The organism is Microbacterium sp. NPDC089695 (assembly GCF_044749085.1).
GTDB lineage: Bacteria > Actinomycetota > Actinomycetes > Actinomycetales > Microbacteriaceae > Microbacterium.
Genome location: NZ_JBIVHG010000004.1, coordinates 173327 through 186910, shown reverse-complemented (window position 1 = coordinate 186910; position 13584 = coordinate 173327). Strand labels below are relative to the sequence as shown.

Annotated in this window: 11 protein-coding genes; 7 read left to right on the top strand and 4 right to left on the bottom strand. The window is 69.1% G+C overall.

Going from position 1 to position 13584, the window contains the following annotated elements:
* Positions 1-41 precede the first annotated feature (41 nt).
* Together lpdA and ACIPYT_RS16665 are read right to left on the bottom strand one after the other, a co-directional pair.
* Complete coding sequence (gene lpdA / locus ACIPYT_RS16670) at positions 42-1439, bottom strand: dihydrolipoyl dehydrogenase (RefSeq protein WP_401076804.1); 1398 nt, start codon at positions 1437-1439, stop codon at positions 42-44.
* 9 nt (positions 1440-1448) lie between these two features.
* Positions 1449-2123 carry a copper resistance protein CopC gene (locus ACIPYT_RS16665; RefSeq protein ID WP_401076802.1) on the bottom strand — a complete coding sequence of 225 codons (675 nt, stop codon included), beginning with the start codon at positions 2121-2123 and terminating at the stop codon, positions 1449-1451.
* Positions 2124-2222: 99 nt separating this feature from the next.
* On the opposite strand from ACIPYT_RS16665, the gene ACIPYT_RS16660 reads away from it, so the two are divergent.
* The 3 genes from ACIPYT_RS16660 (at position 2223) to ACIPYT_RS16650 (ending at position 4038) form a co-directional block, all read left to right on the top strand.
* Complete coding sequence (locus ACIPYT_RS16660) at positions 2223-2708, top strand: FHA domain-containing protein (RefSeq protein WP_401076799.1); 486 nt, start codon at positions 2223-2225, stop codon at positions 2706-2708.
* Positions 2708-3394: a MerR family transcriptional regulator gene (locus ACIPYT_RS16655; protein WP_401076796.1), complete on the top strand. Its 687-nt coding sequence runs from the start codon at positions 2708-2710 to the stop codon at positions 3392-3394. The genes ACIPYT_RS16660 and ACIPYT_RS16655 overlap by 1 nt, the downstream gene beginning before the upstream one ends.
* Positions 3395-3492: 98 nt before the next feature.
* On the top strand, positions 3493-4038 hold the full coding sequence (locus ACIPYT_RS16650; protein WP_050723717.1) for a MerR family transcriptional regulator: 546 nt from the start codon (positions 3493-3495) through the stop codon (positions 4036-4038).
* A gap of 77 nt (positions 4039-4115) precedes the next feature.
* Here the strand turns inward: ACIPYT_RS16650 and ACIPYT_RS16645 are convergent, their stop codons facing one another.
* Positions 4116-4928 (bottom strand): ParA family protein, encoded by an 813-nt coding sequence (locus ACIPYT_RS16645; protein WP_401076793.1) that lies wholly within the window; start codon positions 4926-4928, stop codon positions 4116-4118.
* Positions 4929-5021: 93 nt separating this feature from the next.
* Here ACIPYT_RS16645 and ACIPYT_RS16640 point away from each other — a divergent pair, with 93 nt between their 5' ends.
* The 3 genes from ACIPYT_RS16640 (at position 5022) to def (ending at position 10851) form a co-directional block, all read left to right on the top strand.
* Entirely contained in the window at positions 5022-8429 is a 3408-nt protein-coding gene (locus tag ACIPYT_RS16640) for a pyruvate carboxylase (RefSeq protein WP_401076790.1), read from the top strand.
* Between the two features lie 65 nt (positions 8430-8494).
* The gene (locus tag ACIPYT_RS16635) at positions 8495-10360 is read left to right on the top strand and encodes a MinD/ParA family protein (protein WP_401076787.1); all 1866 of its coding nucleotides are present in this window, start codon (positions 8495-8497) and stop codon (positions 10358-10360) included.
* Positions 10360-10851 carry a peptide deformylase gene (def, locus tag ACIPYT_RS16630; RefSeq protein WP_401076784.1) on the top strand — a complete coding sequence of 164 codons (492 nt, stop codon included), beginning with the start codon at positions 10360-10362 and terminating at the stop codon, positions 10849-10851. Before ACIPYT_RS16635 ends, def begins: the two co-directional genes overlap by 1 nt.
* 58 nt (positions 10852-10909) lie before the next feature.
* On the opposite strand, the gene ACIPYT_RS16625 is transcribed toward def, so the two are convergent.
* On the bottom strand, positions 10910-12742 hold the full coding sequence (locus ACIPYT_RS16625) for an AMP-dependent synthetase/ligase (RefSeq protein ID WP_401076781.1): 1833 nt from the start codon (positions 12740-12742) through the stop codon (positions 10910-10912).
* A 130-nt stretch (positions 12743-12872) separates the two neighbouring features.
* Here ACIPYT_RS16625 and ACIPYT_RS16620 point away from each other — a divergent pair, with 130 nt between their 5' ends.
* The gene (locus ACIPYT_RS16620; RefSeq protein ID WP_401076778.1) at positions 12873-13571 is read left to right on the top strand and encodes a lysophospholipid acyltransferase family protein; all 699 of its coding nucleotides are present in this window, start codon (positions 12873-12875) and stop codon (positions 13569-13571) included.
* Positions 13572-13584 lie beyond the last annotated feature (13 nt).

Sequence of the window (13584 nt, the reverse complement as noted above, 5' to 3'; positions counted from 1 at the left end):
TCACGCCTCAACGCTCCTTCGTCGCATTGAGCCGTGCCGCATCAGAAGTTGATCATGTGCCCCGCGAGGCCGTGGAAGCCCTCCTGCAGCGCCTCCGACAGCGTCGGGTGCGTGTGCACGTTGCGCGCGAGCTCGAGTGCCGTGAGGTCCCACTTCTGGGCCAGGGTCAGCTCGGGGAGCAGCTCGGACACGTCGGGGCCGATCATGTGCGCGCCGATGAGCTCGAGGTGCTCGGCGTCGGCGATGAGCTTGACGAAGCCGACGGGCTCGCCGAGGCCGTGCGCCTTGCCGTTCGCCATGAACGGGAACGTCGCGACCTTGATCTCGCGCCCCTCATCCTTCGCCTGCTGTTCGGTGAGTCCGAACGAGGCGACCTGCGGCGAGCAGAACGTCGCGCGCGGCATCATGCGGTAGTCGCCCAGCGTCTGCGTCTCGGCCTTGCCGATGGTCTCGGCCGCCACGACACCCTGCGCCTCTGCGACGTGCGCGAGCTGCAGCTTGGCCGTGACGTCGCCGATCGCGTAGATGCCCTCGACGTTCGTGCGCATGTGGTCGTCGATGTCGATCGCACCGCGCTCGGTGAGCTTCACGCCGGTCTTGTCGAGTCCGAAGCCCTCGACGTTCGGGGCGAAGCCGACCGACATGAGCACCTTGCCGGCTTCGATCGACGACTGCTGGCCGTCCTTGCCGGTGTAGGTGACGGTGACGGACGAGCCGTTGTCGACGACCGACTCGACCTTGGTCGAGGTGAGGATGTCGACGCCGTAGTTCTTGTACTGCTTCGTGATCTCCTTCGACACGTCGGCGTCCTCGTTGGGGAGCGCACGGTCGAGGAACTCGATGATCGTGACCTTCACGCCGTAGTTCGTCATGACGTAGGCGAACTCCATGCCGATCGCGCCGGCGCCGACGATGACGATCGACTCCGGGAGGTCGCGGGTCATGATCTGCTCTTCGTACGTGACGACGTTCTGGCTGAGCTCGACGCCGGGCAGCAGGCGCACGCGCGAACCGGTGGCGATGATGACGTTGTCGAACGTGACCTCTTCGGTCGTGCCGTCGGCCTTGGCGACCGAGATCGCCTTGGGGCCGGTGAAGGTGCCGCGGCCGTTGTACTCGGTCACCTTGTTCTTCTTCATGAGGAAGTGGATGCCCTTGACGCGGCCCTCCGCGACCTCGCGGCTGCGGTCGAACGCCTTGCCGAAGTCGATCGTGAAGTCACCAGAGATGCCGAAGAAGTCGGCCTTGTGCTTCAGGGTGTGCGCGAGCTCCGCGTTCTTCAGGAGCGCCTTGGAGGGGATGCAGCCGACGTTGAGGCAGACACCGCCCCAGTACTTCTCCTCGATGATCGCGGTGGACAGGCCGAGCTGCGCGCTGCGAACCGCAGCGACGTATCCGCCAGGACCTGCACCAAGGATGACGACGTCGTAATGTGGCATGCCTTAAGCCTATCGCCCCGTCGAGTCCTCGGAATCGGGAGAGACGTCCGCCTCGTCCTCCGCGTCGGCTCCGCGTCCGCGTCCCTTCAGGGCGAACGCGACGACGGTGCCCACGGCGATCACGAGCACGCCGGCGATCGCGAGCAGCCAGATCCAGTTCGATGCCGCCGAGCCGTCGTCGGTCGTCGCCGACGGGGTGGGCTCAGGCGTCGCGGCGGACGGCGAGATCGTCTCCTCCGCGGTCGGCGAGGCCGTCGGGGTCTGTGCATCCTGCTCGACGATCGTGCTGGTCGCGACCGTGAAGTAGTACTCGCCGGACGTCGGGTGGCCGTCGCTCGAGACGATCTTCCAGACCACGTGGTACGCACCGGCGGGCGCCTCGGCGGCCAGCGGCTGCGTGACGATCGCGCCGTCGACGGTCGCTGCTCCCTCGGTCACCGACGCCCCTGAGGCGTCGGTCACCACGACCTCGGTGGCGCCGTCGCCCACGATCAGCTTCTCGCTGAAGGTGAGCGTCAGCACGGAGGGTAACGTGTCGACGGTGCCGTCCGCCTCGGGCGACGAGGCGATCAACGCGTCGTGCGCGGATGCCGACAGCGGGGCGATCATCACGAAGAGCGCCGTCAGGAGTGCGGCGGCGAGGGCGATCGGGGTGGCGGATCGGCGTCGAGCTGTGGTTTTCACGTGTCCAGCCTATGGAGTACCGGTATGCAGCGGCTGAGTGCGAACCGGCCTCCCGCGCGAGCCTTCGGATCCGTTAGTCTGGGTTGTCAGGAGGGCACAGTGACAGACAGCGAGAGCCGACCGGCGGGAGACGCCGCGATCCACCGTTCCGGCGAGCAGAGGCACGACGTGACCCAGACGTTCGGGCACGATTCGGATCTTTCCTTCGTGCCGTTCGGCGTGGAGCTCACGGACGTGGAGCAGAGCGCGATCTCAGCGCTGCCCTCCGGTTCCGCCCTGTTGCTGGTGCGCTCGGGCGCGCTGGCCGGGGCCCGATACCTCCTCGACACCGATGTGACGACCGTGGGTCGCCACCCCGAGGCCGACATCTTCTTCGATGACGTGACCGTGTCGCGTCGTCACGCCGAGATCACGCGTTCCGGAACCGCTTTCGAGATCATCGATCAGCGGTCGCTCAACGGCACGTACGTGAACGGTGAGCGCGTCGATCGTAGTGCGCTGGTCGACGGCTCCGAACTCCGCGTGGGCAAGTTCCGTCTGAACTTCTTCGCATCCCCGGTCGATAGAGTCTCGGCGAACGGCTGATGGCGGCGTCCCCCGCCCGTGAACGCTCTGCGTCCGCGGGTCTCCTGAGCATCGGTCAGGTGCTCGCGAGACTCACGCCCGAGTTCCCCGATCTCACGTCGAGCAAGCTCCGTTTCCTGGAGGTGCAGGGCATCGTCACGCCCTCTCGCACCGAGTCCGGGTATCGCAAGTTCTCGAGCCACGACATCGATCGTCTCCGCATCGGGCTCACTCTGCAGCGCGACCACTACCTGCCGCTGAGCGTCATCCGCGAACAGCTCGACGACGCGCAGGCGCACGGCGAGACCGCGGCACTGATCGCACCGCCGTCGATCGCGCCGACGCCGCGACGCTACCGCCGCGATGAACTGCTGTCGGCTGCGGGAGCAGGGCCGCAGCTGCTGAACGATGCGATCAGCACCGGGGTCATCACGGCGCAGGAGTCGTATCCGGAGGCGACCGTCACACTGCTGCGCGGCCTGGTCGCCCTCGATCGCCACGGCATCGAACCCCGTCACCTGCGTTCGCTGCGTCAGGGGGCCGACCGCGAGGTCGCCCTGATCGAGTCGGCCATGTCGGCTCTGCTGCGTCGCACGGATGCCGCGTCCCGGGCCAAGGCGAACGAGCTGGCCCCCACGCTGGCGTCGAAGATCGACGAGGTGCGTGCGCTCTTCGTCAAGGACGCGCTGACCAGACTGCTTTCGTAACGAACTGATTGCGACACACCTTCGCGCTCGCACGGATGTCATTGCCGCTGCCGGGGGCCTGCTCTAGCGTGGAGGTAACAGCCCCGAGGAGGATTCAGATGGATGCGGATGAGCGCGCAGGCGACCCGCGGTTCGTGACCGAACTCCTCTTCACCGACGGCTTGCCCGCCATGGACGACGAGGTCGGGTACCGCGGTGCGGTCGCGGCTCGCGCGGCCGGCATCACCTACCGTCAACTCGACTACTGGGCCCGCACCGAGCTCGTCGAGCCGACGGTCCGCGGCGCGAGCGGATCCGGCTCGCAGCGTCTCTACGGCTTCCGCGACATCCTCGTGCTGAAGCTCGTCAAGAGCCTGCTCGACACGGGCATCTCCCTGCAGCAGATCCGCACCGCGGTCGAGGAGCTTCGTCGCGCCGGCATCCGCGATCTCGCGGGGACCACCCTCATGAGCGACGGCGCGTCCGTGTACCTCTGCACCTCGAACGACGAGGTCATCGACCTCGTCAGCCGTGGACAGGGCGTCTTCGGCATCGCCGTCGGCAAGGTGCTGCGCGAGGTGGAGTCGACGCTCGTCGAGTTCGACCCGACGGCTCCCGACCCGGTCGACGAGCTCAGCGCCCGTCGCGCCAAGCGCTCCGCGTAGGCTCACGCCTCGCACACGAGAAACGGCCACCCTCGCGAGAGGATGGCCGTTCTGCTGTGCGGACGACGACGGGTGCGTCAGGCCTGCGGGCCGGTCTCCGGAACCTGGATGCGTCCGGTGCGGATGATGCGGTCGAGCAGCTGATCGAAGTCCGATGCGAGCTCCTGTGCCGAGTCGCCGGGCCAGATGTGCAGCGGCTTCGCTGCGCCCTGCGCCTGCTGCAGCGAGGTGCGCTCGGGCAGCTGGGGCGACAGCACCAGCGGGCCGAACATGTCGCGCAGCTCCTTGATGCGGAACTGGTGCTCGATCGACTGCGGGCGCACGCGGTTCACGACGATGCCGAGGGGCTGCAGCCGGGGGGAGAGGCCGCGACGGATCTCCTCGATCGCGCGCAGGGCGCGGTCTGCGGCGGCGACCGAGAACAGTCCGGGCTCGGTGACAACCATGACACGGTCGCTCGCCGCCCACGCCGTGCGGGTGAGGGCATTGAGCGAAGGGGCGCAGTCGATCAGCACGAGGTCGTAGTCGGCCTCGACGGCGGCGAGTGCCTCCTCGAGCTTCCAGACGTCGCGCACGCTCGGGTGCGGACCGTCGAAGTTGATGGCGGACGGGCTGCCGATCAGTACGTCGATCGTGCCGGGGTGCACCTTGGCCCAGCCGCTGGAGGTGATCGCCTGACGGACGACCTTCTCCTTCGGGTTCGCCAGGACATCGGCGATGTTGAGCCGACCGGCTACCTGGATGTCCATTCCGGTGGACACATCCGACTGGGGGTCGAGGTCGACGACGAGGGTGCGAACACCACGGGCGAAGGCCGCTGAGGCCAGTCCGAGAGTCACGGTCGTCTTGCCGACGCCTCCCTTGAGAGAGCTGACGCTGAGTACGTGCACGGACTCCACGTTACCTTCCCCTAGGCTGGGTGCACACTCAGCCCCGCCCCGTGCGTGCCGAAAACGTCGCGCATCGAGCTTTCAGAGGTGTGCATGTTCCAGAAGATCCTGGTGGCCAACCGCGGCGAGATCGCGATCCGTGCCTTCCGTGCGGCATACGAGGTGGGGGCGCGGACCGTCGCCGTCTTCCCCCACGAGGACAGAGGCTCGGTGCACCGGCTCAAAGCCGACGAAGCCTACGAGATCGGCGAGCGCGGGCATCCCGTGCGCGCCTACCTCGATGTCGACGAGATCATCCGGGTCGCGACGGAGGCCGGCGCCGACGCGATCTACCCCGGGTACGGATTCCTGTCGGAGAACCCCGAGCTCGCCGAGAAGGCGGCCGCGAACGGCATCGTCTTCATCGGACCGCCCGCGAAGGTCCTCGAGATGGCCGGGAACAAGGTCGAGGCCAAGCGGCACGCGATCGAGGCCGGAGTGCCGGTGCTGCGCTCCACCGAGGCGTCCGACGACGTCGACGAGTTGGTCGCCCAGGCCGAGAGTATCGGGTTCCCGCTGTTCGCGAAGGCCGTCGCCGGCGGTGGAGGCCGTGGGATGCGGCGCGTCGAGACGGCAGCCGAGCTCGCCCCCGCCCTGGCCGAGGCGATGCGCGAGGCCGCGAGCGCCTTCGGCGACCCCCGCATGTTCCTGGAGCAGGCGGTCGTGCGTCCGCGGCACATCGAGGTGCAGATCCTCGCCGACAAGACCGGTGAGACCGTGCACCTGTTCGAGCGCGACTGCTCGGTGCAGCGACGCCACCAGAAGGTGGTCGAGATCGCCCCGGCCCCCAACCTCGACGACGACATCCGCACGGCCCTGCACGGGTACGCGGTCGCCTTCGCGCGCTCGATCGGCTACGAGAACGCCGGCACGGTGGAGTTCCTGCTCGAGACCGCGGGGGAGCGCACGGGCGAGGTCGTCTTCATCGAGATGAACCCTCGCATCCAGGTCGAGCACACCGTCACGGAGGAGGTCACCGACGTCGACCTCGTGCAGAGTCAGATGCGCATCGCCTCGGGACAGACGCTCGCCGACCTCGGGCTGCAGCAGCAGGATCTGCGCGTGCGCGGTGCGGCCCTGCAGTGCCGGATCACGACCGAGGACCCGACCCAGGGCTTCCGTCCCGACACCGGGAAGATCACCACCTACCGATCGCCCGGTGGCGCCGGCATCCGTCTCGACGGCGGCACGGTGCACCAGGGCGCGCAGATCAGTCCGCACTTCGACTCGATGCTCGCCAAGCTCACGTGCCGCGGACGCGACTTCCCCGCAGCCGTCGCCCGCGCCCGTCGCGCCCTCGCCGAGTTCCGGATCCGCGGCGTGTCGACCAACATCCCGTTCCTGCAGGCGCTGCTCGACGACGACGCCTTCGTGGCGGGCGACGTCAGCACGTCGTTCATCGACGAGCGCCCCGAGCTGCTGCGCGGGCGCGCGTCGAAGGACCGCGGGACGAAGATCCTGAACTGGCTCGTCGACGTCACGGTGAACAAGCCGCACGGTGCGCATCCCGGCGTGGTCGACCCGCGCAGCAAGCTGCCGGCGGTCGATCTGACGGCGGAGCCGCTCCCGGGATCGCGCCAGCGGCTGCTCGAGCTCGGCCCCGAGGCGTTCGCGCGGAGCCTGCGCGAGCAGAGCGCCCTCGCGATCACCGACACGACCTTCCGCGACGCGCACCAGTCGCTCCTCGCGACGCGAGTGCGCACCCGCGATCTCGTCGCCGTCGCGCCGTACATCGCGCGCCTGACGCCGGGTCTCCTGTCGGTCGAGGCCTGGGGCGGGGCGACGTACGACGTCGCCCTCCGCTTCCTGGGCGAGGACCCGTGGGAGCGTCTCGACGCGCTGAGGGCCGCGCTGCCGAACGTCGCCATCCAGATGCTCCTCCGCGGACGCAACACGGTCGGCTACACGCCGTACCCGACCGAGGTCACCGAGGCGTTCGTGCAGGAGGCCGCCTCGAGCGGCGTCGACATCTTCCGCATCTTCGACGCCCTGAACGACGTCGAGCAGATGCGGCCGGCCATCGATGCGGTGCGTGCGACCGGGACGGCGGTCGCCGAGGTCGCGCTCTGCTACACGGGCGACCTCCTGAACCCGGCCGAAGACCTCTACACCCTGGACTACTACCTCGAGCTCGCCGACCGGATCGTCGAGGCCGGCGCCCACATCATCGCGATCAAGGACATGGCGGGGCTGCTGCGCCCCGCCGCGGCGGCGAGGCTCGTCTCGGCTCTCCGTGAGCGCTTCGACCTGCCGGTGCATCTGCACACGCACGACACCCCCGGCGGCCAGCTCGCCACGCTGCTCGCGGCCGGCGCCGCCGGGGTGGACGCGGTGGATGCGGCATCCGCACCGCTCTCCGGAACGACCAGCCAGCCGTCGCTGTCGTCGCTCGTCGCCGCGCTCGCGCACACCGAACGCGACAGCGGGATCGACCTCGCCGGCGTCTCCGATCTCGAACCGTACTGGGAGGCGGTGCGCCGCACCTACGCGCCGTTCGAGTCGGGGCTTCCCGGCCCCACGGGGCGTGTGTACCACCACGAGATCCCCGGCGGTCAACTCTCGAACCTGCGCCAGCAGGCGAAGGCGCTCGGCCTCGCCGAGGACTTCGAGCTCATCGAGGACATGTACGCCGCGGCCGACCGCATCCTCGGCCGCGTGCCGAAGGTCACGCCGTCGTCGAAGGTCGTCGGCGACCTCGCGCTGCACCTCGCCGCCGTCAAGGCCGACCCTGCGGACTTCGAGGCGAATCCCGAGAAGTACGACGTTCCCGATTCGGTGGTCGGTTTCATGGCCGGCGAGCTGGGCGACCTGCCGGGCGGATGGCCCGAGCCGTTCCGGTCGAAGGTCCTCGCCGGGCGGTCGGTGCGCGCGGGGCTCACCGAGATCTCCGACGATGACAGGGCCGCCCTTGCCGCAGGCGGAGCCGAGCGTCGGGCGCGTCTGAACGCGCTGCTCTTCCCCGCGCCCACCCGCGAGTTCGCCCAGGTCCGTGAGCAGTACGGAGACCTCTCCGTGCTCGACACGAGCGACTACCTGTACGGCCTGGTGCAGGGGCAGGAGCACCTCGTCGAGATCGACCGCGGCGTGCAGCTGTACGTCGGTCTCGAGGCGGTGGGCGATGCGGACGAGCGCGGCATGCGCACCGTCATGACGACGCTGAACGGTCAGTTGCGGCCGGTGTTCGTGCGCGACCGCTCGATCGCCGTCGACGCACACGAGGTCGAGAAGGCCGACACGTCGGTGCCCGGTCAGGTGGCCGCGCCGTTCTCCGGCGTGGTGACGCTCAAGGTCGCCGTCGGCGACGCCGTGAGCGCGGGACAACCCGTCGCATCCATCGAGGCGATGAAGATGGAGGCGGCGATCACCGCCCCCGTGCCGGGGGTCGTGGAGCGTCTCGCGATCGGGGAGACGCAACAGGTGGATGCCGGAGATCTTTTGGTCGTGATCCGCCCCGAGCACTAATCTTGTGCGGCAGGGCCGCGCTCGATGCAGCGCACCCGAGGCCCGCATGAGTGTGGAGTGACGACGTGATCCCGAAGAATGTGGCAGAACCGCCGGACGAGGAGTCCCGGGGGGTGCTCGACGACGCCGCGTCGATCGACACGACGGGCATCGGCATCATCGGCGGCATCGCGCAGGTGAACGTGCAGATTCCCCAGGACGAGGACGACGCTCTCGAAGACGACGGAGTCGTGGACGGCGAGATCATCGCCGACCTCGTCATCGACGAGCCCGTCGCGGCGGCGAAGGCTGCGGCCGAGATCTCGGATGCCGCCCTCGGTGCACCCATGGTGATCGAGCTGCCGCCCGAGCCGAAGCCCGCGCCGGAACTCGAGCCGCAGTCCGAGCCGGAGCCGGAGCCGGAGCCCGAGTCGGAGTCGGAGCCCGAGTCGGAGCCGGTACCGGAACCCGAGTTGGTGGTCGAGCCTGAGCCTGAGCCTGAGCCTGAGCCTGAGCCTGAGCCTGAGCCTGAGCCTGAGCCTGAGCCTGAGCCGGAGCCGGAGCCGGAGCCGGAGCCTGAGCCGGAGCCGGAGCCGGAGCCTGAGCCGGAGCTGGACCCGGAGCCGGAGCCTGAGCCGGAGCTGGACCCGGAGCCGGAGTCCGAGCCCGAGCCCCAGCCGGAGCCCGCCTCCGCGCAGCGGCAGCGCGAGTCGATCCTCGAGGCGGAGGTCGCCGAGGACACGGCATCCGCGCTCGAATCCGCGACCGCCCCCGCGACGGCGGCGGCAGCCGAGGCGGAGGCCGCCGCCGCGTTCGTCGCGAGGGCGAACGCCGACCTGGAGACCAGATCACGAGCGCGGGCCAGTGTCGCGAGGCCGCAACGCGCCGAGAAGGAGAGAGCCGTGGACGCCCCGACACCCCGCTCGGCGGTCGCGCCGACGACGCGCGCCGCTCGCACCGAGGTGCAGCTGACCTCGAAGCGTCTCGGCGAGCTCAGCGACACCACGCGGGAGAGCAGCGACCTCCTGACCGCCGACCGTCTGCTCGATCCGCACCGCGTGACCAAGCCCGAGCCGGAGGGCGCCTGGAGCCACTTCCTCTACACGATCTCCGGACGGCGCCTCAACATCGGCGACGGACGTCGCGCGCGCGAGCGCAAGGCGCTGACGGCGCGCATCGCCGCGCCACTGCCCGGGGGAGCCCGCTTCATCCCGGTGCTGTCGCGCAAGGGCGGCGTGGGCAAGACGACGATCACCAGTCTGCTGGGGATGGCTCTCGCCGACGCCCGCGAGGATCGCGTGATCGCGGTCGATGCGAATCCCGACCGCGGGACGCTCGCCGATCGCGTCGTGCGTCCGAACCACACGCGCTCGGTCCGCGACCTCGTGCGCATCCACGACGACGTCAAGGGCTATCACGACATCTCGGCGATCGTGGCCCGTGACGCCACACGTCTCGACGTGCTCGCCTCGGACTCCGACCCTCGCATCGCCGAGGCCTTCAGCGACAGCGACTACCGCGACGTCGCCGACGTCGCCGCGCATTACTACTCCCTCGTGCTCACCGACACCGGCACCGGCATCGTGCACTCGGTGATGTCGGCCACCCTCGATCTCGCCGACCAGCTGGTCATCGTGTCGGGCCTCAGCGTCGACGAGGCGCGCCTCGCCTCCGAGACGCTCACCTGGCTCGAGACGAACGGGTACGCCGAGCAGGCACGGGACGCGGTCGTCGTGCTGAACCAGTCGACCCCTGGAGCACCCCTCGTGCGACTCACCGAGCTCGAGGCGCACTTCCGCACCAGAGCGCGGCACGTCGTGAGGATGCCCTACGACCCGCAGATCGCGGGAGGCGGCGCGATCGTCTTCGCCAACCTGCAGCCCGAGACCAGGGTCGCCGCGCGTGAGCTCGCGGCGCTGCTGGTCGAAGGCCTGCGGACGACGGGCGCCTGATGGCGGTCCGCGAGATCCGGGTGTTCGGCGATCCGGTGCTGCGCACGACGTGCGCCCCGATCGAGGCGATCGACGACGGGGTGCGCGCGCTCGTCGCCGACCTCGTCGACACGGTCGAGGTCCCGGGGCGCGCCGGCGTCGCGGCACCGCAGATCGGCGTCGCGCTGCGCGCCTTCAGCTACAACATCGACGGCGACATCGGCTACGTCATAAACCCGGTGCTCACCGAGGTGCGGGGCGAGGCCGTGCCGACCGGCGAAGGCTGCCTGTCGGTGCCCGGCCTGTGGCACGACGCGTTGCGCCATCCCTGGGCGAGGGTCGAGGGCATCGATCTCGACGGAGACCCGGTCGTCCTCGAGGGGGAGGGGCTGCTGGCGCAGGCGCTCCAGCACGAGACGGACCACCTCGACGGGAAGCTGTACCTCTCGCGTCTCGATGCCGAGACACGCAAGGTCGCGATGCGCGAGGTGCGCGAGAGCGCCTGGTTCTGACCCGTGGTCGCATGACGAAGCCCCCGCCGCACGGCGGGGGCTTCGTGCTCTTCGGCGATCAGCCGCCGATCGCGACGTTGGTGGTGGAGACCGGCTCGTCGTAGATGGCGGAGATCTCGTCGGCGAAGTCGTTCATGATCACGTTGCGCTTGATCGACATCTTCGGGGTGAGGTGACCGGAGGCCTCGGTCCACTCGCTGTCGAGGATCGTGAACTTGCGGATCGACTCGGCGCGCGAGACGCGGGTGTTCGCGGCATCCACCGCCTTCTGCACCTCGGCGTGGACGGCGTCGCTCGCGGCGGCCTCGGCGAGCGGCATGTCCTTGTCGAGGCCGTTGTTCGCGAGCCAGGTGGGCAGCATCTCGGGGTCCAGGGTGATGAGCGCCGAGATGAACGGCTTCTGATCGCCGACCACGACGACCTGGCCGATGATCGGGTTCGCGCGGATCGGGTCCTCGAGCGCGGCGGGGGCGACGTTCTTGCCGCCGGCCGTGACGATGATCTCCTTCTTGCGGCCGGTGATGGTCAGGAAGCCTTCGGTGTCGAAGCTGCCGATGTCGCCCGTGTGGAACCAGCCACCGTCGCTGAACGCCTCGGCCGTGGCCTCGGGGTTGTTCCAGTACTCGCGGAACACGTTGATGCCGCGCACCTCGATCTCGCCGTCGTCGGCGAGGCGCACGCCCACACCGGGGAGGGCCGGACCGACCGTGCCGATCTTCGACTTGTCGGCGAGGTTCACGGTCGCAGGGGCCGTCGTCTCGGTGAGGCCGTAGCCCTCGAGGATCACGACGCCGAGGCTGTGGAAGAAGTGGCCGAGGCGGGCGCCGAGCGGCGCGGACCCCGACACCGCGTAGACAACACGTCCGCCCATGGCGTCGCGCAGCTTGCCGTAGACGAGCTTGTTGAAGAGGGCGAACTTGAGGCGCATGCCGAACGGGATGCTCTTGCCCTCTTCGAGGAGCTTCGAGTGCTCGATCGCGACATCGGCGGCGGCGCGGAAGATCTTGCCCTTGCCGCCCGCCTCGGCCTTCTGCTCGGCGGAGTTGTAGACCTTCTCGAACACGCGGGGGACCGCGAGGAGGAAGGTGGGCTTGAAGGATCCGAGGGCGGGGAGCAGCTGGCGCGTGTCGGGCTGGTGTCCCGTGCGCACGCCCGCGTGCACGTTGAGGATGGAGATGAAGCGGGCGAACACATGCGCAGTCGTGATGAACAGCAGCGTCGAGGAGCCCGGCGTCTGCACGACCTCGTCGAGCGCCTTCGCCGAGTTGCGGGAGAGTTCCACGAAGTTGCTGTGCGTGAGCACGCAGCCCTTGGGGCGTCCGGTCGAGCCGGAGGTGTAGATCAGGGTCGCGATGTCGGATCCGACGGCGATGCTGCGCAGCCGCTCGATCTCGGCATCCGTCACCGAGGAGCCCTGCGCCGTGAGCGTGTCGATCGCGCCGAGATGCATCTGCCACACCTCGCGCAGCAGCGGCAGGTCGCCGCGCACCTCGTCGACGCGGGCGAAGTGCTCCGGCGACTCGACGATCAGGGCGATCGCGCCGGAGTCCTCCAGGATCCACTGGATCTGGGAGGGCGAGCTGGTCTCGTAGATCGGAACCATGACCGCGCCCGCGTAGAAGAGGGCGAAATCGATGAGCGACCACTCGTACGTCGTGCGGGCGAGGAACCCGACCTTCTCGCCGGGCTGGATGCCGGCGGCGACGAACCCCTTCGCGAGAGCGACGACCGCGGTCTGGAAGTCGGCGGCGGAGATGTCGCGCCAGTTCTCGCCGTCCGGGACGGCGAACAGGGGGCGATCCGGGGTGGCCTCGACACGCTTCACCAGCAGGTCGGTGATGTTCGCGTCGGGGTCGGCGGGGACGACGGCGGGGACTTCAAACTGGACCACGGCAGCTCCTTCGGTACCGGTCGGGTACGGTGTCCCTCCCGAGTCTAGGGCATGGTATCGGGTCGCATGAAAGGTGGAACTGAGTCGCCGCCGATGGTTCGCGGTGCACGCGGCGCTAGACTTCACATCGATGTTCTACTGGCTGATGAAGTACGTCGCGATCGGCCCCGTGGTCAAGGCGGTCTTCCGCCCCTGGATCGTGGGGCGAGCGAACGTACCGCGGAGCGGCGCGGCGATCCTCGCCAGCAACCACCTCTCGTTCGCCGATTCGATCTTCCTGCCGCTCGTGATCGACCGACCGATGTCCTTCCTCGCCAAGAGCGACTACTTCACGGGTCGCGGGATCAAGGGCTGGGCGACCAAGTTCTTCATGAAGGCCACCGGGCAGATCCCGATCGACCGTTCCGGCGGCAAGGCGTCCGAGGCCTCGCTCAACACCGGACTGCAGGTGCTCGGACGCGGCGACCTGCTCGGCATCTACCCCGAGGGCACGCGGAGCCCCGACGGCAAGCTCTACCGCGGCCGCACCGGCCTCGCCCGCATGGCCCTCGAGGCCAAGGTCCCCGTGATCCCCGTGATCATGGTCGACACCGACACCGCCATGCCGATCGGACAGAAGGTGCCACGAGTGGTGCGTGTGGGCATCGTCATCGGCGAGCCGCTCGACTTCTCGCGATACCAGGGGATGGAGAACGACCGCTACATCCTCCGCTCCGTCACGGACGAGATCATGGTGGCCCTCCAGAGGCTGGGGGAGCAGGAGTACGACGACGTCTACGCATCGACCGTGAAGGACCGCCTCCCGGTGCGCGTCACACGGCGCTCCTGAGGCGTCCCGCGCT

Excerpts from the sequence above, each read along its gene's own strand:
- lpdA (WP_401076804.1), bottom strand. The coding sequence starts at position 1,439 with ATGCCACATTACGACGTCGTCATCCTTGGTGCAGGTCCTGGCGGATAC.
- ACIPYT_RS16655 (WP_401076796.1), top strand. The coding sequence starts at position 2,708 with ATGGCGGCGTCCCCCGCCCGTGAACGCTCTGCGTCCGCGGGTCTCCTG.
- ACIPYT_RS16650 (WP_050723717.1), top strand. The coding sequence starts at position 3,493 with ATGGATGCGGATGAGCGCGCAGGCGACCCGCGGTTCGTGACCGAACTC.
- ACIPYT_RS16640 (WP_401076790.1), top strand. The coding sequence starts at position 5,022 with ATGTTCCAGAAGATCCTGGTGGCCAACCGCGGCGAGATCGCGATCCGT.
- def (WP_401076784.1), top strand. The coding sequence starts at position 10,360 with ATGGCGGTCCGCGAGATCCGGGTGTTCGGCGATCCGGTGCTGCGCACG.
- ACIPYT_RS16620 (WP_401076778.1), top strand. The coding sequence starts at position 12,873 with ATGTTCTACTGGCTGATGAAGTACGTCGCGATCGGCCCCGTGGTCAAG.